At 69.2% G+C, this 22,793-nt stretch carries 11 protein-coding genes; 5 read left to right on the plus strand and 6 right to left on the minus strand.

Translation table 11 applies throughout. From position 1 onward, the window contains the following. Positions 1 to 335 precede the first annotated feature (335 nt). The 6 genes from AB0I19_RS20490 to ctaD all read right to left on the minus strand — a co-directional run bounded on the left by AB0I19_RS20490 (position 336) and on the right by ctaD (position 5,860). Positions 336 to 1,172 carry an ABC transporter ATP-binding protein gene (locus AB0I19_RS20490; RefSeq protein WP_181700850.1) on the minus strand — a complete coding sequence of 279 codons (837 nt, stop codon included), beginning with the start codon at positions 1,170 to 1,172 and terminating at the stop codon, positions 336 to 338. Between the two features lie 18 nt (positions 1,173 to 1,190). Beyond that, a complete protein-coding gene (locus tag AB0I19_RS20495) occupies positions 1,191 to 1,349 on the minus strand; it encodes a hypothetical protein (protein ID WP_157104673.1) in 159 nt (52 codons plus the stop codon). A 143-nt stretch (positions 1,350 to 1,492) separates the two neighbouring features. Beyond that, positions 1,493 to 2,251 (minus strand): peptidyl-tRNA hydrolase, encoded by a 759-nt coding sequence (locus AB0I19_RS20500; protein ID WP_357150610.1) that lies wholly within the window; start codon positions 2,249 to 2,251, stop codon positions 1,493 to 1,495. 72 nt (positions 2,252 to 2,323) lie between these two features. Continuing rightward, positions 2,324 to 2,749, minus strand: a complete 426-nt coding sequence (locus AB0I19_RS20505) for a protease inhibitor I42 family protein (protein WP_357150557.1) — start codon at positions 2,747 to 2,749, stop codon at positions 2,324 to 2,326. A 56-nt stretch (positions 2,750 to 2,805) separates the two neighbouring features. Further along, on the minus strand, positions 2,806 to 4,035 hold the full coding sequence (serB, locus tag AB0I19_RS20510) for a phosphoserine phosphatase SerB (RefSeq protein ID WP_133733910.1): 1,230 nt from the start codon (positions 4,033 to 4,035) through the stop codon (positions 2,806 to 2,808). Between the two features lie 85 nt (positions 4,036 to 4,120). Beyond that, entirely contained in the window at positions 4,121 to 5,860 is a 1,740-nt protein-coding gene (gene ctaD / locus AB0I19_RS20515) for a cytochrome c oxidase subunit I (RefSeq protein ID WP_181700858.1), read from the minus strand. Between the two features lie 381 nt (positions 5,861 to 6,241). Here ctaD and AB0I19_RS20520 point away from each other — a divergent pair, with 381 nt between their 5' ends. From AB0I19_RS20520 to AB0I19_RS20540, 5 genes are all read left to right on the plus strand, one after another. After that, positions 6,242 to 6,652 carry an AMP-binding protein gene (locus AB0I19_RS20520; RefSeq protein ID WP_357150558.1) on the plus strand — a complete coding sequence of 137 codons (411 nt, stop codon included), beginning with the start codon at positions 6,242 to 6,244 and terminating at the stop codon, positions 6,650 to 6,652. A gap of 102 nt (positions 6,653 to 6,754) precedes the next feature. Next, positions 6,755 to 20,077, plus strand: a complete 13,323-nt coding sequence (locus AB0I19_RS20525; RefSeq protein WP_357150559.1) for an amino acid adenylation domain-containing protein — start codon at positions 6,755 to 6,757, stop codon at positions 20,075 to 20,077. Then, complete coding sequence (locus AB0I19_RS20530) at positions 20,074 to 21,090, plus strand: ATP-binding cassette domain-containing protein (protein WP_357150560.1); 1,017 nt, start codon at positions 20,074 to 20,076, stop codon at positions 21,088 to 21,090. The genes AB0I19_RS20525 and AB0I19_RS20530 overlap by 4 nt, the downstream gene beginning before the upstream one ends. Continuing rightward, positions 21,087 to 21,905: an ABC transporter permease gene (locus AB0I19_RS20535; protein ID WP_357150561.1), complete on the plus strand. Its 819-nt coding sequence runs from the start codon at positions 21,087 to 21,089 to the stop codon at positions 21,903 to 21,905. The genes AB0I19_RS20530 and AB0I19_RS20535 overlap by 4 nt, the downstream gene beginning before the upstream one ends. Then, positions 21,905 to 22,693, plus strand: coding sequence for an ABC transporter permease (locus AB0I19_RS20540; RefSeq protein ID WP_357150562.1), 789 nt, complete (start codon positions 21,905 to 21,907; stop codon positions 22,691 to 22,693). The genes AB0I19_RS20535 and AB0I19_RS20540 overlap by 1 nt, the downstream gene beginning before the upstream one ends. The last annotated feature ends 100 nt before the right edge of the window (positions 22,694 to 22,793 follow it).

Consider the following 22,793-nt stretch of genomic DNA (forward strand, 5'->3'; position numbering starts at 1 on the left):
CCCGCCGCCTACCGCACTCCCAGCCGAAGCGGCACCACCCGAGTCCGCCGCCTACCGCACTCCCAGCCGAAGCGGCACCACCCGAGTCCGCCGCCTGCCGCACTCCCAGCCGAAGCGGCACCACCCGAGTCCGCCGCCTACCGCACTCCTAACCAAAGCGGCACCACCTGAGTCCGCCATGACCGCATTCCCAGCCCCGCACGACCCGACCTCGAGGAGGGTCCGCCGCGAAGCGGCGCAGCGGCCCGGCCGCGCTCGAGCGCGCCAGCGCTCCAAAAACACAGCCAGTACCTCTGTGGGCGCAATACCGAAAGGTCCTGGCGCGACAGTGCCGATCAGTTCCGCCGGCGATGCCCACCCGACCGACGCGCCCGCCGCGCAAACCAGCGCCCGTCGACCCGGTCCAGCGCGATGGCCTGACTGAACGCCTTACTCAGGTTGTCCGCGGTGAGCACGTCCTCGAGCAGCCCCTGACCGACCACCTCACCCTCCTTGAGCAGCAGAGCATGAGTGAACCCCGGCGGGATCTCCTCGACGTGGTGCGTCACCAGAACCATGGCAGGTGCGTCGGGATCGGCGGCCAGGTCCCCGAGGCGTTCGACGAGTTCCTCGCGCCCGCCGAGGTCGAGACCTGCGGCCGGTTCGTCGAGCAGGAGCAGTTCCGGATCGGTCATCAGGGCACGGGCGATGAGCACCCGCTTGCGTTCACCCTCGGAGAGGGTGCCGTAGGTGCGGTCGGAGAGGTGTTCGGCACCAAGGGTTTCCAGCATGTCGACGGCGCGTTCGGTGTCGATGTCGTCGTAGCGTTCGCGCCAGCGGCCGAGCACGGCGTACCCGGCCGACACCACCAGGTCGCTGACCTTTTCGTCGACGGGGATGCGGCTGGCCACCGCCGCCGAGGACAGGCCGATGCGTGGGCGTAATTCGGTGACGTCGACGCGACCGAGGGTCTCGCCCAACAGGTTCGCCGTCCCGGAGGTCGGATGGACCTCGGCGGCAGCCATTCTCAGCAGTGAGGTCTTACCGGCACCGTTGGGGCCGAGGACCACCCAGCGTTCGTCGAGTTCGACCTGCCAGGTGACCGGGCCGACGAGCGTTCGGCCCGAGCGGCGGATGGTGACGTCGGAGAAGTCGATGAGCAGATCTGGATCGGGTTGCGACACGCGCTCCATCTTGGCCCACGGGAGCCCTCAGCGGAACGACCGGCCCGGGTGGGATTCGTCGGTTCGGTGCCGCGCCGCTTCGCGCGACGCGCCGAGGTCGCTGCGCAGCATCCGGGCGGCGAGGAACGACACCGGCACCGCGAGGGCGACCCAGACGATCAGGATCACGGCGATTGTCGTCATCATGGCGGAACCTCCGTGTGTCTCTCGCTGCGAACGGGTATCCGATAGGTCTTACCCACACAATGCTGCCGGTACACCCGAACATCGCGACGACGCGCGCGAACCGCAACGACAGCCGTCTGATTCGCTCGCGCGTGTCGGCAGTCTCACGGCACGGCGATCACCGTCATCGAGCCCGGGGCCACCTCGGTGAAGCCGGCGTCACGCACGGCGACAGCACGTCCCGCCGATACCTGCGCGACGAGTTCGGACCATTGCCGCGGGTCGGCATCGCGCACAGCGCAACGGAATTCGCGTTCGGCCCAGGCGGCGGCCGTTTCGACCGGCATGGCACCGGCCAGCAGCATGCTCGCGTGTCCCACCTGCGCGGCTGCCTTACCCACCGACATCCGCAGCGCGCTGTTCACCCACAGCACGGGCAGGTCGGGGTCGGGTGGGCCCGGTTCGTCGTGGACGAGGTCGGTTCCGCCGATCTGGAGTTTGCGGATGCGCTGGTCGATCGCGCCGACCGGGCCGGGGACGAATGCCCGCGCCTGCGCACCGTCGATGTCGACGGTCACGCCGTCGACATCGTTGGCCGCCACCCATTGCGCACCGCGCGCCCGGCGGGCCACCTTCCTGATCCGTGAGCGCTTCCACGCCAGGTACCGCGCCTCCCATTCGCCACCCGGCCCGGAACGCGGGTCGAGACACACCGCGACCGCGGCGGCGGCAGCGGCGGCGAGTAGCGCACTGCGCGCGGGCGGTTCGGCTTTGGGGATGTGCAGCACCATCTGCATCGCCTGCACCATGGCCGGGTCGTCGGGGTCGCCGGTGCCGCCGTAACCCTGCGCCAATTCCGCATGCCGGACAGCGAATTCGGCCGCTTCGTCGCGGACCTCCACCTCGGTATCCCCACCGCTCAGTTCCGCGCTACCCACACCACACCCGATTCGATCGACACCACACGTGCGAACCAGCGTAGCGAGCCGTGCGCGCTAGGAGACCTCGACCGTCACCAGGAAGGTGCTTTCCGGCCGGACCGGCGGTTCCTCGAGCTGCACGTAGGTGAACTCGACCGCCGTCGTCCCCTTGGCGACCGCGCGCAACGGCCACACCGTCGTCCGGCCCTCGGCTATCGGCTCCTCCGCGACCAAGATGCCCTCGTCGAGATTCACCGGCTCCCATTCCTGATCCGAGTCGGCCGCCTGAGGCAGCCGCACCCGCAGTTCCTGACCCACATCGAGGGTCACCGTGCGACCGGCGGCCGACTGGTCGACGGTGACCGCCGGTTTCGCGACCGCCGGAGCGGTGCTCGGCAGGGTGAGCGTCGTCGATCCGATGCTGTCGGGGATCGGTTCGTCGTCGCCGCAGCCGGTGAGCAGACCGGCCACGGCGAGCGGGACGAGCAGGAATTTACGCACGGACTCTCCCAACGCCGAAGTTCTTTCTGCGCTGGGATTACCCGCCGTGCCCGGAACTAACGGCCGAGCAGCGGAACTCGGCGGACCCCGCCGTCGCGGGCGTCGGCCGCCTCCACCTCGTCACGCGTCACACCGAGGATGAACAGCACCGCGTCCAGGTACGGGTGCGACAGCGCCGTATCGGCCACCTCGCGCAGCGCGGGCTTGGCGTTGAACGCCACACCGAGCCCGGCCGCGTTGAGCATGTCGATGTCGTTGGCGCCGTCACCCACGGCGACGGTCTGCTCCATCGGCACGCCCGCGTCTGCGGCGAACTTGCGCAGCGCGGTCGCCTTGAACGCGCGGTCGACGATCTCGCCGGTGACCCGTCCGGTGAGTTTGCCGTCGATGATCTCGAGGGTGTTGGCCTGCACGAAGTCGAGTTCCAGCTCGTGCGCGAGCGGCTCGATGACCTGCCGGAACCCGCCGGAGACCACACCACAGCGGAACCCGAGCCTGCGCAGCGTACGAATGGTGGTGCGCGCGCCCGGGGTGAGTTCGATGCGGTCGGCGACCTCCTCGATCACCGATTCGTCGAGCCCCTCGAGGGTGGCCACACGCTGACGCAGCGACTCGGCGAAGTCGAGTTCACCGCGCATCGCGGCCTCGGTGACCTCGCGAACCTGCTCCTCCACGCCCGCGTGCGCGGCGAGCATCTCGATGACCTCACCCTGGATGAGGGTGGAGTCCACGTCGAACACGATGAGCCGCTTGGCCCGGCGGGCCAGGCCCGCGCGTTCCACAGCGATGTCGACTTGTTCGGCGACGGCCACATCGGCCAGTGCCGTGCGCAGTCGCGCATCGGTGTCGGCACCGGAGTCGGCCGCCGACACCATGAGCTCCATGCCGGTCACCGGGTAGTCGGCGATGCCGCGGATGGTGTCGATATTGGCGCCGAGCCCGGCCAGCAGCCGCGAGATCGCGCTGAAGGCGTGCGCGGTGACCGGCGAACCGAGTACGACGACGGCGTGGGTCGACATCGGCGGCTTGCCGATCTGCGCGTCGACCGACACGTCGACCTGCATGCCGACGGTGTTCATCGCCTCTTCGAGCTCGTCCTGCAGCGCCTCGGGGTCGTTCGGGCACGAGACCAGCACGCCGAGGGTGAGTCGGCCCCGGATGACCACCTGCTCCACGTCCAGCAGGCTCACCTGATGCCGCGACAGCGCCGCCAGCAGCACCGAGGTGACGCCGGGTCGGTCGGGGCCGGTGACGGTCACGAGAACTGTGGTGTCGGCCAAGTCGATCTGCTCCGTTCGTTTACCCACAAAAAGAGTGTGCACCCGCTGGTCACCCAGCAGGTGCACACCCTGGTCGTTCGGTGGTTCCTTGCTACTTCGTCAGCACGGGTTCGTCGGCGTGGGCGTTGTGCTTGCCCGAGCCCCAACCCACGTGCGCCTCACGCTTCATGCGCTCGATCATGTGCGGGTAGTGCAGCTCGAACGCCGGACGCTCCGAGCGGATGCGCGGCAGCTCGTAGAAGTTGTGGCGCGGCGGCGGGCAGGTGGTGGCCCACTCGAGCGAGTTGCCGTAGCCCCACGGGTCGTCCACGGTGACGACCTCACCGTAGCGGTAGCTCTTGAAGGTGTTCCACACGAACGGCAGCATCGAGGCGCCGAGGATGAACGCGCCGATGGTGGAGATGGTGTTCAGCGTGGTGAAGCCGTCGCTGGGCAGGTAGTCGGCGTAGCGACGCGGCATGCCCTCGGCGCCCAGCCAGTGCTGCACCAGGAAGGTGGTGTGGAAGCCGATGAAGGTGGCCCAGAAGTGCCACTTGGCCAGACGCTCGTCCATCATGCGGCCGGTCATCTTCGGGAACCAGAAGTAGATACCGGCGAAGGTGGCGAACACGATGGTGCCGAAGAGCACGTAGTGGAAGTGCGCGACGACGAAGTACGAGTCGGTGACGTGGAAGTCCAGCGGCGGCGAGGCGAGGATGACGCCCGACAGACCACCGAAGAGGAAGGTCACCAGGAAGCCGATCGACCACAGCATCGGTGATTCGAACGTCAGCTGACCGCGCCACATGGTGCCGATCCAGTTGAAGAACTTCACACCGGTCGGGACCGCGATGAGGAAGGTCATGAACGAGAAGTACGGCAGCAGCACGGCGCCGGTGGCGTACATGTGGTGCGCCCACACGGCGATGGACAGCGCGGCGATACCGAGGGTCGCGTAGACCAGCGTGGTGTAACCGAAGATCGGCTTACGGCTGAACACCGGGAAGATCTCGGAGACGATGCCGAAGAACGGCAGCGCGATGATGTACACCTCGGGGTGGCCGAAGAACCAGAACAGGTGCTGGTAGAGCAGGATGCCGCCGGTGGCCGGGTCGTAGATGTGGCCGCCCAGGTGGCGGTCGTAGGCCAGGCCGAACAGGGCCGCGGTGAGCAGCGGGAACGCCAGCAGCACGAGCACCGAGGTGACCGCGATGTTCCAGGTGAAGATCGGCATGCGGAACATGGTCATACCGGGCGCGCGCAGGCAGACCACGGTGGTGAGCATGTTGACACCACCGAGGATGGTGCCCAGACCGGAGACGGCCAGGCCGAGGATCCACAGGTCGGTGCCGACACCGGGCGAGTGCAGGATGTCGGTGAGCGGCACGTACGCCGTCCAGCCGAAGTCCGCGGCGCCACCGGGGGTCACGAAGCCCGCGGTCGCCATCGAGGCGCCGAACAGGTACAGCCAGTAGCTGAACGCGTTCAGACGCGGGAAGGCGACGTCGGGGGCGCCGATCTGCAGCGGCAGGATGATGTTGGCGAAGCCGAACACGATCGCGGTCGCGTAGAAGAGCAGCATGATCGTGCCGTGCATGGTGAACAGCTGGTTGAACTGCTCCGGCGACAGGAACTGCAGACCCGGACGGGCGAGCTCGCCACGCATGAGCAGCGCCATGAGGCCGCCGATCATGAAGAAGCTGATCGCCGTCACCAGGTACATGGTGCCGAGCACCTTGGGGTCGGTGGTGGTGACCGCCTTGTAGAGGAACGAGCCCTTCGGCCCGGTCCGAGCCGGATACGGTCGAGTCGCTTCCAACTGAGGGACTGGCCTGGGCTCTACCGCAGTCACTGATCCTCCTGAAGATGCCTGTACGTCACTCGCAGAGCCGACCGCGCCTCGTACAAGGGCAGCAGACATGCGTTGAAGTGATCGTAAACCGTGCGGCCGCAGCATTCCGCGCGGGTCCTACTCTGTGTCGTATTCGGCGCGCCGTAGACGCCGATCGCCATCTTCCTCCGCAGGTCGCGCGGGTGCAACGGTTGGCGGGGACAACCTTTCGGGTTCCGGCGCGTCTCGTGCGCGACCGATCCGGTTCACCCACCTTGGGGTGGTATTCGAGCCCCCTCGGAGTGCGCACCCCACCGCTGGGGTCGCTGTCGGCGAGGCCCCTGGGCGACGAGATTGGAGGTGTACCGAAAACACCGCTGACAAGCCCTCGAGGGGAACACGATGAGCACCTTGGTCACCGCACCCGCCGACAACGTCATCCAGCTGCCGCGCCGCTCGGGCGCACCGATCGCCGACGGCCGACTCGCCGACGCCGACCTGGACCGCTGGGCGAACCGCCTGGCCCGGCTCCTGCTCGGCCGTGGTGCGGGCGCGGGCGACCGCATCGCCCTCGCGGTCGATCCCCGGGTGGAGGCCGTCGTCGCCGAGGCCGCGGTGCGCAAGATCGGCGCCGTCCCGGTGAGCGCCGAGGAGCAGTCGGACACCGGTTTCGGAATCACCACCAGGTCTCGCCGCGGCGAACTCTCCGACACCGTCGACTGGCTGGTGCTCGACGATCGGTCGACCCTGCGGCGCTATCTGGTGAGCTCGGACGCCCCGCTGTCCGGCATCGATCTGCGCGCGGTCTCCTGAACCCATTCCGGTCTGGTCCCCACAGGTTCAGAATGGAACCCAGAGCGCAGTACCAAGCGGTCGGGGATACCGGGCTCCACATATGAAAACGCAGGTCAGCTCATGATTCAGCCTTCTTCGCGAGCGTCCGACACCGCGCCCGAAGATCCTTTCCCCCTGTCCGCCGCCCAGCGGGGCATCTGGTTCGCCCAGCACATCGCGGGCGACACCCCCATCTCCATCGCCCAGTACGTCGAACTCAGCGGCGCGATCGACCACGCGCTGCTGACCGCGGCCGTGCGGCGGACCGGTCGCGAGTTCGGCACCGGTTTCGTTCGCCTGGTCGACATCGACGGACAACCCCATCAACTCGTCGACCCGACCCTGGACGCCGACATCGCCGAACTGGATCTGCGCGACGAGCCCGACCCGGAAGCGGCCGCGCACGCCTGGATGCGCGCCGAGTACTCCGCGCCGCTGGATATGACGCGTGACCGTCTGGTCCGCCTGGCGATGCTGCGGATCGCCGAGGATCGCTGGTTCTGGTACTCGCGGATGCATCACATCGTGCTCGACGGAATGGGCGCCCTGGCGCTGGTCCAGCGCACCGGCGAGCTGTACAACGCCGCCTTCGAGGGCCGTGAGCCCCCGCCGGCCAAGGCCGAGCCGTTGCAGCGGATCGTCGAGGCCGACCTGGCCTACCGGAGCTCGGACCGTTTCGCGGCCGACCGTGAGTACTGGCGCACCCATCTGGCCGACCTGCCCGACCCGGTCACCCTCGCCGGTCGTGCCGCCGAGGTCGACAGTCATCCCACCCGGGTCGCGGGCGCGCTGCCCGCCGAGACGAGCGCCCTCCTGGATTCGGTCGCCGCGGAGATCAATTCGGGCGTCGCGCCGACGGTGGTCGCCGCCTTCGGCGCCTATCTCGCGGCGATGACCGGTGCTCCCGAAGTCGTGCTGAGCCTGCCGGTGTCCGCGCGGACCTCCGCGACGCTGCGCCGCTCGGGCGGCATGCTGGCCAATGTCGTCCCGCTGCGGGTCGCTCTCGACCCGACCACCACGGTGGGTGCCGCGATTCTCGCCGTGCAGAGCGAGCTCACGGGGGCGTTGCGACGGCAGCGGTACCGCCAGGAGGACATCATCCGCGATCTCGGCTGGTCGATGGACGAGGCGGTGTCGTTCGGTCCGGCGGTGAACCTGATGATGGTGGACACCAAGATCGCGCTCGGCCCGGTCGTCGGTCGGCTGCATGTGCTCACCTCCGGTCTGATCGACGATCTGTTCGTCAATCTGTATCCGGGGATGGGCGGAGACAGCACCCATATCGATCTCCAGGGCAACGGCAACCTCTACAGTCCCGCGGAACTGGCCGCGCATCACGACCGTTTCCTGCGGTTCCTGCATCGTTTCCTCGCCGCGGGCCCCGAGGCGCCGCTGTCGTCGGTCCACGTGCTCGCCGATGCCGAGCAGGCCGTGTCGGTGCCCGCGCGCGGAGCTGCCGGGGTCGAGCAGCGCACCCTGCCCGAGATCCTCGCCGCGGGTGCCGCGATCGATCCCGACGCGGTGGCGCTGCGCGGGGGCGTGGACGACACGATGACCTACCGCGAGGTCGACGACTACACGAATCGGCTGGCCCGCGTGCTCATCGCAGCCGGTGCCGGACCGGAACACGGTGTGGCGCTGTCCATTCCACGCTCGGCCGAATCGGTGCTCGCCACGATCGCGGTCGCCAAGTCCGGCGCTCCCTTCGTCCCGATCGACCCGACCTACCCGGACGACCGGATCGAGCACATGATCGACGACAGCGCGGTGGTCACCGGCCTGACGGTGACCCAGGCGCGAAAGTCCTTGCCCGACAAGGTCGACTGGCTCTGCCTCGACGACGAAGCGACCGCCGGCCGCGTTGCCGAGCAGGAGGCCACCCCGATCACCGACGCCGACCGGACCGCCTCGATCCACCCCGATCAGGTCGCCTACGTCATCTACACCTCGGGCTCGACCGGATTGCCCAAGGGCGTGCTCGTCTCGCATCGCGGGCTGGCTGATCTCGCCGCCGGATCGGGCGCGGGTTTCGGTGTCGATGCGGGTTCGGTTGTCGCGCACGCTGTTTCCCCGAGTTTCGACATCTCGGTGGAGGAGATCCTGGTGACGCTGGCGGCCGGGGCCACCCTCGCCGTGGTGCCGCCGTCGGCCTACGCGGGCGAGGACATGGCGCAGGTCTTGCGCGCGCACCGCGTGACCCATCTGAACGTGACCCCGGCGGTCGTCGGCTCCCTCGATCCGGCGACGCTGCCCGACCTGGGCACCATCGTGGTCGGCGGCGACGCCTGCCCACCCGAGCTCGTGTCGAAGTGGGCCGGGCGCAGACTGCTCAACGGGTACGGCCCGACCGAGACGACGGTCACCGCCACGCTGAGCGAACCGCTGACTCCGGGCGGCCCGGTCACCATCGGTGGTCTCGCCCGTGGCGTGAACGGGTTGGTGCTCGATCCATGGCTGCGGCCGGTCGCACCGGGCACCGTTGGCGAGTTGTATCTGTCGGGTCCCGGGGTGGCGCGCGGTTACCACCGGCGCAGCGGGCTGACCGCGAGCCGCTTCGTCGCCGATCCGTATGCGCCCGGAGCGCGTATGTACCGCACGGGCGATCTGGTGCGCTGGACCGCCGACGACGGCCGGTTCACGCTGGAATACCAGGGCCGCAGCGACTTCCAGGTGAAGGTGCGTGGGTACCGGATCGAACTCGGTGAGATCGACGCAGCGCTGCAGCGGTTGCCCGCCGTCGACTTCGCCATCACCCTCGGTGTCGAGACACCGTCCGGCGCGACCGCTCTGGCCTCCTACATCACTGTCGAACCCGGTGCCGATGTCCATCCCGAGGCGGTGAAAGCCGCTGTCGGCGAGACTCTTCCGGCGTATATGGTGCCCACCTCGGTGATCGTGCTCGACCGTGTTCCGCTCACGCCGCTCGGCAAGGTGGACCGCAAGGCCCTGCCCGCACCGGATTTCGGCACCCGCGCCGTCGCGAGCAGAGCGCCGTCCACACCGCGTGAGGAAGTCCTCGCCGCCCTGTTCGCCGAGGTGCTCGGGGTAGATGCGGTCGGGGTGGACGACAGCTTCTTCGCCCTCGGTGGTGACAGCATCGTGTCCATTCAACTGGTCTCGCGGGCGAAGGCGGCGGGGATCGCGTTCAGCGCCCGCGACGTGTTCGAACGCAAGACCGTGGCCGCGCTGGCCGCGATCGCGGGCGACACCGAGGCCACCGTGGTGCACGAGCTGCCCGGCGGCGGTGTCGGCGCGGTGGAGCTCACGCCCATCGTGCACGCCATGATCGAGCACGGTGAGCCGTGGGGTCGCTACGGTCAGGCCGTCCTGATCGGTCTGCCCGACGGCACCCGCCGCGAGACCCTCGTCGCGGCGCTCGGGGTGCTGCTCGACCATCATGATCTGCTGCGCAGCTCGTTGCGCGACGGGGAATGGGTTGTCGCCGAGGCAGGTTCGATCGACGCCGACAGTCTCGTCGAGGTGATGCGGTCGGAATCCGACGATGTTGTCGACCGCGCGTTGCAGGACGCGGCGAACCTGCTCGATCCCGCGTCCGGTGTCGTGGTGCGATGCGTGCTGATCGAACGCGCGGATGCCGCTCCGCTGTGCTGGCTCGTGCTGCACCACCTGGTCACCGACGGTGTGTCCTGGCGAATCCTGCTGCCCGACTTGGCGATCGCCGCGTCCGGCGGCACGCCCGCTCCGGTCGGGACCTCGTTCCGGCGGTGGGCGCACGGTCAGGCGGAACAGGCGGCGCTGCGTGCCGGTGAGCTGCCCGTCTGGCAGCGGATCGCGGCCACCCCCGACCCGGCGTTCGGCCGCGACACCTTCGATCCGGCCCGCGATGTGGTCGCCACCATGGCGCAGCTGCGATCGACCGTCCCCGCCGAGGTCGCGCACGCGGTGCTCACCACCGTTCCCGAGCGATTCCATTGCGGCGCGGACGATGTGCTGCTCGCCGCGCTCACCATGGCGGTGTGCCGCTGGCGTGCGCGCACAGGCACCCTGCTGACCCTGGAAGGGCACGGCCGCAGCGAATCCCTGCTTCCCGGTGCCGATATCGGGCGCACGGTCGGCTGGTTCACCACCGTCTACCCCGTCGCGATCGACCTCGCGGGCATGGACCTGGACGACGCGTTCGCGGGCGGCGGCTCGGCGGGCTCGGTCGTCAAGGCGACCAAGGAGCAGTTGCGCACCGTCCCGGACCGGGGCGTCGGCTACGGACTGCTGCGGTACCTGAACAGCGAGACGGCACCGGCTCTGGCAGACGCGCCGATGCCCCAGCTCAGCTTCAACTATCTGGGCCGGGCGGTCACCGGCGAGGACCCCTGGCTCCCACGCCGCTTCGCCGCGACCAACGACGATCGCGCGCCGCTGGCCGCCGTCGTGGATGTCAACGCCGTGCTCACCGACGCCGAGCTGGAGGTCACCTGGGCATACGCGGGCAGACTGCTCGACGAGGCCGACGTGCGAGAACTGAGCGAGCTGTGGTCACAGGCGCTCGACGCGCTGGTCGACCATGCGCGCACCGACGGGGCAGGCGGGCGCACACCGACTGACTTCGCTCTCGTCGCAGTCGATCAGTCCCAGATCGATAGCTGGGAGGCGACCTATCCGAATCTCGCCGATGTATGGCCGCTGTCGCCGCTGCAGTACGGGCTGCTGTTCCACGCCCTCTACGACTCCGACACCGCCGACGGCTACACCGTCCAGTCCCTGCTCACCCTGGCGGGCACCGTCGACAGCGCCCGCCTGCGCCGCGCGGCCCAGGCCTTGGTCGACCGGCACGAGAATCTGCGGGCGGCGTTTGTCGAAACCGCCGACGGACCACGTCAACTCGTCCTCACCGATGCCGAGATCGAGTGGCACGAAATCGATCTCACCGGCATCGCCGAGGAACAGCGGGCACGTGAGTGCGACCGGGTGGTCGAACTGGACGCGCTCACCCGCTTCGACCTGACCCGTCCCCCACTGCTGCGGTTCACCCTGATCACGACGGCGCCCGACACGTACCGCCTCGTGATGACCAACCACCACCTGGTGCTCGACGGCTGGTCGACGCCGCTGCTGGTCCGGGAACTGCTTGCCCTCTACGTCACGGCGGGCGACACCGCACCGCTGCCGCCCCCTCGGTCCTACCGCGAATTCCTGTCCTGGCTCGCGGAGCGCGACGCCCAGGAATCGATCGACGCGTGGACGCGGTCGCTGGCCGGCATCGACACCCCCACTCGCGCGGTCCCCACCCTGGCCGGGATCGAGTCGACCGAGACCGCGATGATCTCGCGCGACCTGCCACGGACCACCGTCGCCACCCTCGAATCCGCCGCCCGCGCCGCCGGTGCCACGGTGAACACCCTCGTGCAGGCGGGTTGGGCGCTGGTGCTCGCCATGCTCACCGGCCGCACCGATGTGGTGTTCGGCAGCACCGTGTCCGGTCGGCCGCCGGAGCTGCCCGGCGTCGAGGAGATGGTCGGGCTGTTCATCAACACGCTTCCGGTGCGGGTGACGCTCGACCCCGGTGAGCGGGTCGCCGATCTCCTGGCGCGGGTGCAGGCCGAGCAGGCGCGCCTGATGGACCATCAGCACGTCGGGCTGGCGGAGATCCATCGCGCTGTCGGCCTGGCCGAATTATTCGACACACTCACGGTTTTCGAGTCGTATCCCATCGACCGGGCGGCATTGTCGCAGGCTCTCGACATCGCCGGGATGCGTGTACTCGATGTGGAGGGCACCGACGCCACGCCGTACCCGCTGAACCTCATGGTGATTCCGCTGCGCGGCGCGGACGACGCGGGCGACACCTTGCGCATCACCGTCAAGTTCATGGCCGATCAGCTTGAACACTCTGCGGCACAGTCTCTTCTGGATCGGTTCATTCGGCTCCTGGGTGCGCTCACCGAGAATCCGGATATCCCGGTGGCCCGCCTGCAACATTGCGATGACGACGAAAGAGCTCTGCTGGCACCGGTATACGGTGCCCCCGCGCTGCCGATGCGCACCCTGCCCGACGTGCTGACGGCGGGCGCCCGCATCGACCCCGCCGCGATCGCGGTCAGTTCGGGCGACCTGCGGATGACCTACGGCGAACTCGACGCCTGGTCGAACCGGTTCGCGCGGGTCCTGCTCGGCCGTGGCATCGGGCCCGAGGTGTTCGTCGTGCTCGCCCTGACCCGATCCCTGGAGTCGGTGGTGGCGGTGTGGGCGCTGGCCAAGACGGGCGCGGCGTTCGTCCCGCTCGATCCCAGCTACCCGGTGGAGCGGATCGAGCACATGCTCGCCGATTCCGAGGCGCCCATCGGCGTCACCGTCACAGAGACCGGCGAGACCCTGCCGGGATCCATCGACTGGCTGCTGCTCGACGACCTGAACACCTTGCGCCGGGCAATGCTGGTGTCGGACGCGCCGATCACCGACGCCGAACGCGGCGGACCCCTCGACATCGACCACACCGCCTACCTGATCTACACCTCCGGATCGACCGGCAAGCCCAAGGCGGTCCTGCTCAGCCATCGTGGTCTCGCCAATCTCGTTGCCGCCCAGCGCGAAACGCTCGCCCTCGACCCGTCGGCGAGCGCGTTGCAGGTGGCCTCCCCCAGCTTCGACGCGTCGGTCTTCGAAATGCTCACCGCGCACGCGGCGGGTGGACGGCTCGTGGTGTCCCCGCCGGAGGTGTACGGCGGCAGCGAGCTGGAGACATTGCTGCGCACCGAACGCGTCACCCATGCGGTGATCACCCCGTCGGCGCTGGCCACGATGGAACCCACCGATCTCACCGACCTGCGGGTACTCGCGGTGGCGGGCGAGGCGGCCACCCCTGAGCTCATCGAGAAGTGGGCCGCGGGTAGGCGCATGGTGAACCTGTACGGGCCGACCGAGTTCAGTATCTGGGCGACCGGTCCCGCCGAACTCGTGGCCGGTGCGCCGGTCACCATCGGTGGGCCGATTCGCGGTGCGGCGGTGGTGGTGCTCGACAGCTGGTTGCGGCCGGTCCCGGTCGGTATCGCCGGTGAGCTGTACCTGTCGGGCCCCGCGCTGGCCCGCGGCTACTTCAACCGCTTCGAGATGACCGCCGGTCGCTTCGTCGCCGATCCGTTCGGCGCACCGGGCGAGCGCATGTACCGGACCGGCGACATGGTGCGCTGGGTGACCGACGCGGACGACTGGCTCACCCTGGAGTACTTGGGCCGCAGCGACTTCCAGGTGAAGATCCGTGGTCTGCGCATCGAACTCGGTGAGATCGATGCGGTGCTCTCGCGTGACGAGGAAGTCGACTACGCGGTCACCATCGGGCGCGAAGGACCGGCAGGCGCGACCGTGCTCGTGTCCTATGTGCTGCCCGTCCCGGGCGTCGAACTCGACACTGAGCGGTTGCGGGCGCGGGTCGCGGCGGAACTGCCCGGTTACATGGTGCCTGCGTACGTCGTCGTGCTCGACGACATCCCGCTCACACCGGTCGGCAAGCTGGACCGCAAAGCCCTTCCGGTACCGGACTTCTCGGCGGCCCGGCAGGCGTATCTGGCGCCGCGCACGCCCGTCGAACAGGCCGTCGCCGAAGTTTTCGCCGAGGTGCTCGGCAGCGAGCGGGTGAGCGTCGATCAGTCGTTCTTCGAGCTCGGCGGCAATTCGCTGAGTGCGACCAAGGTGGTGGCGCGGGTCAATGCGGCGCTCGGTTCGACCATCGCGCTGCGCGATCTGTTCGACGCGCCGACGGTGGCGCAGCTGTCGGCGCGGGTGGTTCCCGCCGCCGAGGGCAGTCCCGGACGTCCCGCGCTCGCGCCACGGGTGCGCCCGGATCGCCTTCCGCTGTCCCCGGCCCAGCAGCGCATGTGGGTGCTCAACCAGCTCGATCCGGCCTCGTCGGCCTACAACATCGCGATCGCGCTTCGCCTCACCGGAACCCTGGACGTCGCGGCCATGCGCGCGGCCCTCATCGACGTGATCGACCGTCAGGAAAGCCTGCGCACCCGCTACCCCGCCGACGCCGACGGCCCACGCCAGGTCGTCGTCGGTATCGACACCGCCACGCCGGTGATGCCGCTGATCGAGACCGAGGACGGTGCCGCACTGCGTGATCGGATCAACGAGCTGGCCGGCACCGGGTTCGACCTCACCCGCGAGGCGCCTCTGCGCGTCGGACTGTTCGCGGTTCGTCCCGCCGCCGTGAACCGAGATCGGGACACCGAACCGGTCGACAGAGCGCGGTCGGACTCGTCTCCGGCCATGCCACAGCGCCCTTCCGCGCACACGCAGGGTGCTGGAGCTGGCCGTCCGCCTGCGTCTGCCCGGCCCTCGGGAGAAGCCGCCGATAGCGTGACCGACCATGTCCTTGTCCTCGTGGTGCACCACATCAGCGCCGACGGTGCGTCGATGGCACCCCTGGCCGCCGATCTGGTCGCCGCGTATTCGGCGCGGGTCGCGGGCGAGGCACCGTCGCGGCCGCCGCTCGCAGTGCAGTACGCGGATTTCGCCCTGTGGCACCGCGAACTACTCGGCTCCCCCTCGGAGCCGGAAACCCTTGCCGCCGAGCAGGTTCAGTATTGGCGCGAAACGCTCGCCGGTGCGCCGGACGCACTGGAACTTCCCTCGGACCGGCCACGACCCGCCGTGCAGACGATGCGCAGCGACGACGTGGACTTCGGCATCGACGAGCAGACACACCGCGCGATGATCGATTTCGCCGCCGCCCACCACGTGAGCGTCTTCATGGTGGTGCACGCGGCGCTGGCGGTCCTGCTGGCCCGGCTCGGCGGCACCGACGACGTGGTCATCGGCACCCCGATCGCCGGCCGGGGCGACGCGGCACTCGACGACCTGGTCGGGATGTTCGTGAACACCCTCGCCCTGCGCACACCGGTCGACCCCGGCACCGATTTCCGGCAGCTGCTCGCCGCCGTCCGCGCCACCGACCTCGACGCGTTCGCCCATGCCGACGTGCCGTTCGAACAGCTCGTCCAAGCCCTCGACCCCACCCGGTCCACCGCGCATCACCCGCTGTTCCAGGTGTCGCTGTCGCTGCAGAACTTCGTGGAGCCGGTCCTCGAGCTGCCCGGCCTGCGCTTCGAGGTCGAGGATTTCGACCGGCGCTCCTCGGCCTTCGATCTCACCCTCGACCTGCGCGAACGCTTCACCGACGCCGGTGCGGCGGGCATCGACGGCGTCCTCACCTACGCGACCGACCTGTTCGACCCCGCCACCGTCGTCTCTTTCGCCGATCGCTGGAAGCAGGTACTCACCACAGTCCTCACCGCCCCCGACACCCGCCTGTCCGACATCGACATCCTCGCCGGATCCGAACGCGCCGAGCTGGTTCCGGTGCTCGGTCCCGCCACCGCCGGAACAACCACCCTTCCCCAGCTGCTCACCACCACAGCGACCACCTTCCCCGACCGTGCCGCCTTGGTCGCCGGCACCGGCGGCACGACGACCTACCGCGCCCTCGACGCCCGCTCGAACCAGCTGGCACGGCTACTCATCGAGGTGGGCGTGCGCACGGAAACAGTTGTGGCCCTCGGCCTTCCGCGCTGCCCCGAATTGCATCTCGGCATCTGGGCCGCGGCGAAGGCGGGCGCGGCGTTCCTGCCGGTCGATCCGAAACATCCGGTGGATCGCATCGAGCACATGCTCACCGATTCCGGTGCGCGGATAGGGATCACGACCGTCGAGTACCGGCCTGCACTTTCGGACTCCACCCGGTGGCTGATCCTCGACGACCCCGATTTCGCCGCGCGGCTGGACAATGCCGACGACCGCGCGCTCGAAGGCCTCCCGGCGCCGATCAGGGTCGAGAACCCGGCCTGGGTGATCTACACCTCCGGATCGACCGGCACCCCGAAGGGCGTCACCGTCACCCACCGTGGCCTGGCCGATCTGGTCACCTCCCAGCGCACCGATCTGCGGCTGGACGAGCAGGCCCGCGTCTTGCAGGTCGCCTCACCGAGTTTCGACGCCTCGATCTTCGAGGCACTGATGGCCTTCGGCTGCGGTGCCGCCGCCGTCATCGCCCCGCCGGACGTGTTCGGCGGCGCATCCCTGGCCGAACTCATCGCGGCCGAGGGTGTGACCCACATGGTGATCACCCCCTCGGCACTGTCCACCATCGATCCCGCCGAGGTGTCGAGTGTGCGTGTCCTCGCGGTGGCAGGCGAAGCGGTCGGTCCCGACCCGGTCGCGCGGTGGTGCGGTGGCACCGGCGGACGGACGATGGTCAACCTGTACGGCCCGACCGAATACACCATCTGGGCAACGGGTTCCGGTCCGCTGTCGGCGACGGAGCCGGTCACCATCGGCACTCCGGTGCGTGGTGCGGCGGCGCTCGTCCTCGACGACCGGCTGAGCCCGGTACCGGTCGGTGTCGCGGGTGAGCTCTACCTAGCGGGCACCGCCCTCGCCCGTGGCTACCATGCCCGGCCGGGACTGACGGCGGCCAGGTTCGTCGCCGACCCGTTCGGCGCGCCCGGTGACCTGCTCTATCGCACCGGCGATCTGGTGCGCTGGACCCGTGGCGCGTCCGGGCTCGCCCTGGAGTATCTGGGCCGCACCGACTTCCAGGTGAAAGTGCGTGGTCAGCGCATCGAACTCGGCGAGATCGATGCGGTTCTCAGCGGCATCGACGGGGTGGAAGTCGCTGTGACACTGGGTGTTCCCGGCCCCACCGGAGCCACCGCGCTCGCCGCCTACCTGGTGCGCGTGCCCGGCACCGAGCTGGACGTCGACCGCGTCCGTGCCCTGGCGGCCGACACCCTGCCCGCGTACATGGTGCCCGCCGCCTTCGTCGTCCTGGACGAGATCCCGGTCAACGCAGTCGGCAAACTCGACCGAAAGGCGCTGCCCGCACCAGTTTTCGTCACCGACGAGGCGCCCTATCGAGCGCCGGAGACCCCGACCGAAAAGGTGCTGGTCGAGGTGTACGCCGAGTTGCTCGGCCGCGATCAGGTGGGTGTCGACGACTCCTTCTTCGCGCTCGGCGGCGACAGCATCCTCGCGATCCAGTTGGTGACCCAGGCCAAGCTGCGCGGTGTGCACTGCACGCCCCTGCAGGTGTTCGAACACCGCACCGTTGCCGCGCTCGGCGCCGCGATCGACGCCGCCGACACCGTCGAAGCGCTCGCCGAACTTCCCGGCGGCGGCACCGGCGACCTCCCGCTGACCCCGATCGTGCGGTACATGGTCGAACGCGGCGGGAACTTCGACCGGTTCGCCCAGACGGCGGTCCTCGAACTGCCCGTCGGCATCGACCGGGCCGCGCTCGTCGCCACGCTCACGGCCGTCATCGACCGGCACGACATGCTCCGATCGAGGCTGTGGGCGAGCGCGGACGGCTGGCGGCTGCGGGTCGCCGAACCGGGGTCGGTGAACGTCGACGCACTGGTGCACCGCACCGTGTTCGACTCCGCCGCCGACCTGGTCGACCTGCGGGAATTCGCGCAGACCGAACTCGACACCGCGATGAACCGGCTGCGCCCCGCCGATGGTGTCGTGCTGCAATTCGTGTTGCTCGACCCCGTCGGCGACGCCGGGTCGCACACCCGGCCCGGTCGACTGATCGTGGTGGCCCACCATCTCGCGATCGACAGCGTGTCGTGGCGAATCCTGGTGCAGGACTTGATCGCCGCCTGGGCGCAGGTCGACGCGGGCACCACGCCGGTGCTCCCCGAGATCGGCACCTCGATGCGGCGCTGGTCGCACGCCCTCACCGAGCAGGCGAACTCCGAACGGCGCGAATCCGAACTCGGCTACTGGCGACAGGTGGTGAACGGTCCCGACCCGCTGCTCGGCACACGACACCTCGATCCGGCGATCGATCAGGCACGCACCGTGCGCCGTTTCGGCATCGAAATCGACGAGGACACCACAGCGGCGCTGCTCACCACCCTGCCCCGGCTGTTCCAGGGGACGGTCACCGACGCGCTGCTGGCCACCCTCGCCCTGGCCCTGGCGCGGTGGCGCCTGCGCCGCGGCGTCACCGAACGTTCGGCGCTGCTACGGCTGGAAGGCCACGGCAGGCAGGAGGAGATCGTGCCGGGCGCCGACCTGTCGCGAACCATCGGCTGGTTCACCAGTCTGTACCCGGTCCGTCTCGATCTCACCGAGGTCGATGTCGACGAGGCGTTCGCGGGCGGTCCCGCGATGAGTGCGGCCATCCGGGCGGTGAAGCACGACCTGCTGTCGGTGCCGGACAAAGGCATCGGCTTCGGAATGCTGCGCTACCTGAATCCTACGACCGCGCAACAACTCCCGGCCCGGCTTCCCGGCCAGATCTGCCTGAACTACCTGGGCAGGCACACCTCCGTGGAAACCCCCGCGGGTCTCGAAGGGCTCGGCTGGCTACCCACCGACGCGCTCGGCGACCTGGACGCACCCGAGCACCAGGACGTGCCGATCATGTCGGCCGTCGACATCAACGCGATGGTCACGGGCGAGCGCCTGCACGCCGAATTCGGCTACGCCGCAGAACTACTGGCCGAGGCAGACGTCACCGAGCTCGCCGACCTGTGGGCCGACGCACTGCGCGCGGCCGCGCACTTCGCCGACACGCCCGCCGCCCGAACCGCTTCGGCCGACGAAGCCGCCGCGATGACCGCCCGCACCGCACCCACCAAGGCAGGACCGGCGGGCCTCGGCCTCGACGTCCTGCTGCCGATCCGACCCGGCGGCGACCGCCCCGCACTCTTCTGCGTCCACTCCTCCTCCGGAATGTCCTGGAGCTACCTGGGATTGGCCGAGCAACTACGGCCGGGACGACCGATCTACGGGTTGCAAGCGCCCGATCTCAGCGGCCGCGAACCATCGGCTCGGTCCATCGAGGAATTCGCCCGCCGCTACGTGCGCGAGATCCGCGCCGTCCAGCCGACCGGCCCGTATCACCTGCTCGGCTGGTCCTTCGGCGGCCTCATCGCCCACGCCATGGCGGTCGAATTGGCCACGGCGGGTGAGCGAGTCGGGGTGGTCGCGCTCCTGGACACCGACACCGCCGACATCGACGGTGACACCATCGAACGCCTCTCACCCGGTGCGTTCATCAACACCTTCGGGGCGATCTTCGGCATCGACGACGTCCCCGCCACCTCGACGGCCGAGGAGGCGGCCGACCTCATCACCGCCCGGCTCGGCGGCGTCGAACTCATCGATGCCGCGACCATCGAGCGGATGGCGGGCTCCTACAACGCCTCCGCGGGGACCAGAACCGGCTACCGGCGCCCCGTCTACCAGGGCGATGTCCTGTACTTCAGCGCCACCGTCGACCCCGCCGAATGGATGGGCCCCGACGGCTGGCGGCCCTACGTGACCGGCGACATCGTCAACCACGACGTCGACGTGTCCCACGACGACCTGACCAACCCCTACGCACTGTCGGTCATCGCGCCGGTGCTCGACGACCACATGGAAGCAGGAGACCGGATATGAGTGTCGAACACACTGCCGTACAGAGCCCTCCGCGCACCGGCACCGGTGGCGTCGTCGTCGAGGGGATCGAGAAATCCTTCGGGGAGGTGCGCGCCCTGCGCGGCATCGATTTCGAGGCCGTGCCCGGCGAGGTGCTCGGCATCCTCGGCCCCAACGGCGCGGGCAAGACGACCATGGTGAACGTCCTGTCCACCCTCGTCATGCCCGACCGCGGCCGGGCGACGGTCGCCGGCCACGATGTCGTCGCCGACCCGGCCGCGGTGCGCAAGCGGATCATGCTCACCGGCCAGTACGCCGCGCTCGACGACATGCTCAGCGGCTACGAGAACCTGGTGATGTTCGGCAGGCTGATGGGTCTGCGCAAACCGGCCGCCCGCGCCCGGGCCACCGAGCTCATCGCCGAATTCGACCTCGACCAGGCCGCCGACCGACGCGTCGGCACCTACTCCGGCGGCATGCGGCGCCGCATCGACATCGCCTGCGGCCTGGTGGTGCGGCCCGACGTGGTGTTCCTCGACGAGCCGACCACCGGTCTCGACCCCCGCAGCAGGCAGGGCGTCTGGGATCTGGTGCGCAGCTTCAAGAACGCGGGCATCACCACCCTGCTCACCACCCAGTACCTGGAGGAGGCCGACGCCCTCAGCGACCGGATCATCGTGATCGACCACGGTGTGGTGATCGCCTCGGGCACCGCCGACGAGCTCAAGCACCGCACCGGCGGCAGCTACTGCGAGATCGTGCCGCTGGATCTGGAGGAGCTGCCCGCGATCGTCACGGCACTCGGCACGTTGCTCCCCGCCGAGCACCGGGCGGCCCTCACCCCGGAATCGGACCGCATCACCATCCCCGCCCCCGACGGTGCGAAAACGCTCGCCGAAGCCCTGCGCCGGCTCGACAACGCCGGGCTCGAACTCGTCGACATCGCCCTGCGACGGCCCTCGCTCGACGATGTGTTCCTCCAGCTCACCGGTCACCTCGCCTCGACCGAATCCACCCCGCAGGTGATCTCATGACCGCGACCACCTGGCAGACGCACTGGCGCGCCGCCCCGAACACGCTGCAGCAGTGGTGGGTACTGACCACCCGGCTGATCGTGCCGTCGGTCAAATCCGGTGAGGTGCTCGCCTCGCTGCTGGCACCCGCGGCGTTCACCGCCAGCTTCTACATTCCGTTGAAGACGGTGATGTCGTTCTCCGGCAACGGGTTCAGCAGTTACGCCCAGTACATGATGCCGCTGGTGATCTTGCAGGCAGCGGCGTTCACGGCCATCTCGGCCGCCTTCCGATCGGCCACCGATTCCGTCGCCGGGATCGACCGGCGATTCGCCTCGATGCCACTGCGGCCACTGGTTCCGGTGGCGGCACGGATGTCGGGCAATCTGTTCCGGCTGCTGCTGGCGCTGGCGGCGGCGATCGCGTCCGGTTACGTGATCGGGTTCCGGTTCCGGCTCGACGCCGCGCACACCCTCGGGTTCCTGGCGTTCTCCCTGCTCATCGGTATCGCGTTCACCCTGGGCGCCGACGTGATCGGCACGCTGTCCAAAAGCCCGGAGACCACCTCGCAGGCGCTGATGCTGCCGCCGTTGATCTTCGGCATGCTCTCGACGGGCCTGGCACCGGCCGACCAGTTCCCCACCTGGGTCCAGTGGTTCGTGCGCAACCAGCCCGTCTCGCAGTTCGCGACCGGACTGCGCGCGCTCGCCGGTGACACCAAGGCCGACACCGGCGCGGTGAGCTGGTCGCTGATGGGCCCGTCGCTGCTGTGGCTGGCCGCGATCCTGCTGATCTGCACCCCGGCGGCGATCCGGCTGAGCTCGAGGAGGGCGTGATGACATCGCAGTCCGAGACCTCACCGGTGGCGCTGGTGCGGCAGACGACGATCCAGACCCAGCGACTGTTGCTGCGCTGGGCCCGCAATCCGATCACCGTGCTCGAGGCGTTGTTCATCCCGTGCCTGCTGCTCGTGATGCTCGACATCGTGGTCGGCGGCCAGATCGAGCGGTTCACCGGGGAGAACGCGCTGTCCAGCTCGGTCCCGATGGTCGCGATCGTCGGCGCCCTGTCCGGTGCCGTGGCGAGCGGGGTACTGCTCGGCCGCGAACGCGACGCCGGGCTGCTCGCCCGATTCTGGGTGCTGCCCGTGCACCGGGCCTCCGGCCTGGCCTCCCGCATCCTCGCCGAAGGATGCCGCATCCTGCTCGGCACCGTCACCGTGGTGATCGTCGGGCTGCTGCTCGGCTTCCGATTCCAGCAGGGACCGCTGGCGGCGCTCGTCTTCCTGCTGGTCCCGGTCGTTTTCGGGCTGGCCTTCGCCACCATCGTCACCGCCGTTGCCGTCTACACGGCGAAGTCCTCGCTGGTGGAGGGCATCACCATCCTCACCTCGCTGATGATGTTCTTCAGCACCGGGTTCGTTCCGCTGGTCGCCTTCCCCACCTGGATCCAGCCGCTCGTCCGCAATCAGCCGATGTCGGTCGCCGTCGATGCCATGCGCGGCCTCGCCGACCACGGACCCGTCGCCCGCCCACTCATGCTCACCCTCGCCTGGTCGGCCGGTGCGATCCTGCTGTTCGCCGTGCCCGCCGCCATCGGCTTCCGACGGGCCAGCCGCCGCTGAGCAGGGCCCGATCGGTTACCGGTCGGGCCTCCGCAGGATGCGACGGTCGATGGCGATGACTTTTCCCGCTGCGGCGCGTCTTGATTGCAGACGGTGTGCT

Origin of the sequence: Nocardia sp. NPDC050413 (genome assembly GCF_040655475.1) — a bacterium.
GTDB lineage: Bacteria > Actinomycetota > Actinomycetes > Mycobacteriales > Mycobacteriaceae > Nocardia > Nocardia coubleae.

Excerpts from the sequence above, each read along its gene's own strand:
- AB0I19_RS20495 (WP_157104673.1), bottom strand. The coding sequence starts at position 1,349 with ATGATGACGACAATCGCCGTGATCCTGATCGTCTGGGTCGCCCTCGCG.
- AB0I19_RS20535 (WP_357150561.1), top strand. The coding sequence starts at position 21,087 with ATGACCGCGACCACCTGGCAGACGCACTGGCGCGCCGCCCCGAACACG.
- AB0I19_RS20530 (WP_357150560.1), top strand. The coding sequence starts at position 20,074 with ATGAGTGTCGAACACACTGCCGTACAGAGCCCTCCGCGCACCGGCACC.
- AB0I19_RS20525 (WP_357150559.1), top strand. The coding sequence starts at position 6,755 with ATGATTCAGCCTTCTTCGCGAGCGTCCGACACCGCGCCCGAAGATCCT.
- AB0I19_RS20490 (WP_181700850.1), bottom strand. The coding sequence starts at position 1,172 with ATGGAGCGCGTGTCGCAACCCGATCCAGATCTGCTCATCGACTTCTCC.
- AB0I19_RS20520 (WP_357150558.1), top strand. The coding sequence starts at position 6,242 with ATGAGCACCTTGGTCACCGCACCCGCCGACAACGTCATCCAGCTGCCG.
- AB0I19_RS20540 (WP_357150562.1), top strand. The coding sequence starts at position 21,905 with ATGACATCGCAGTCCGAGACCTCACCGGTGGCGCTGGTGCGGCAGACG.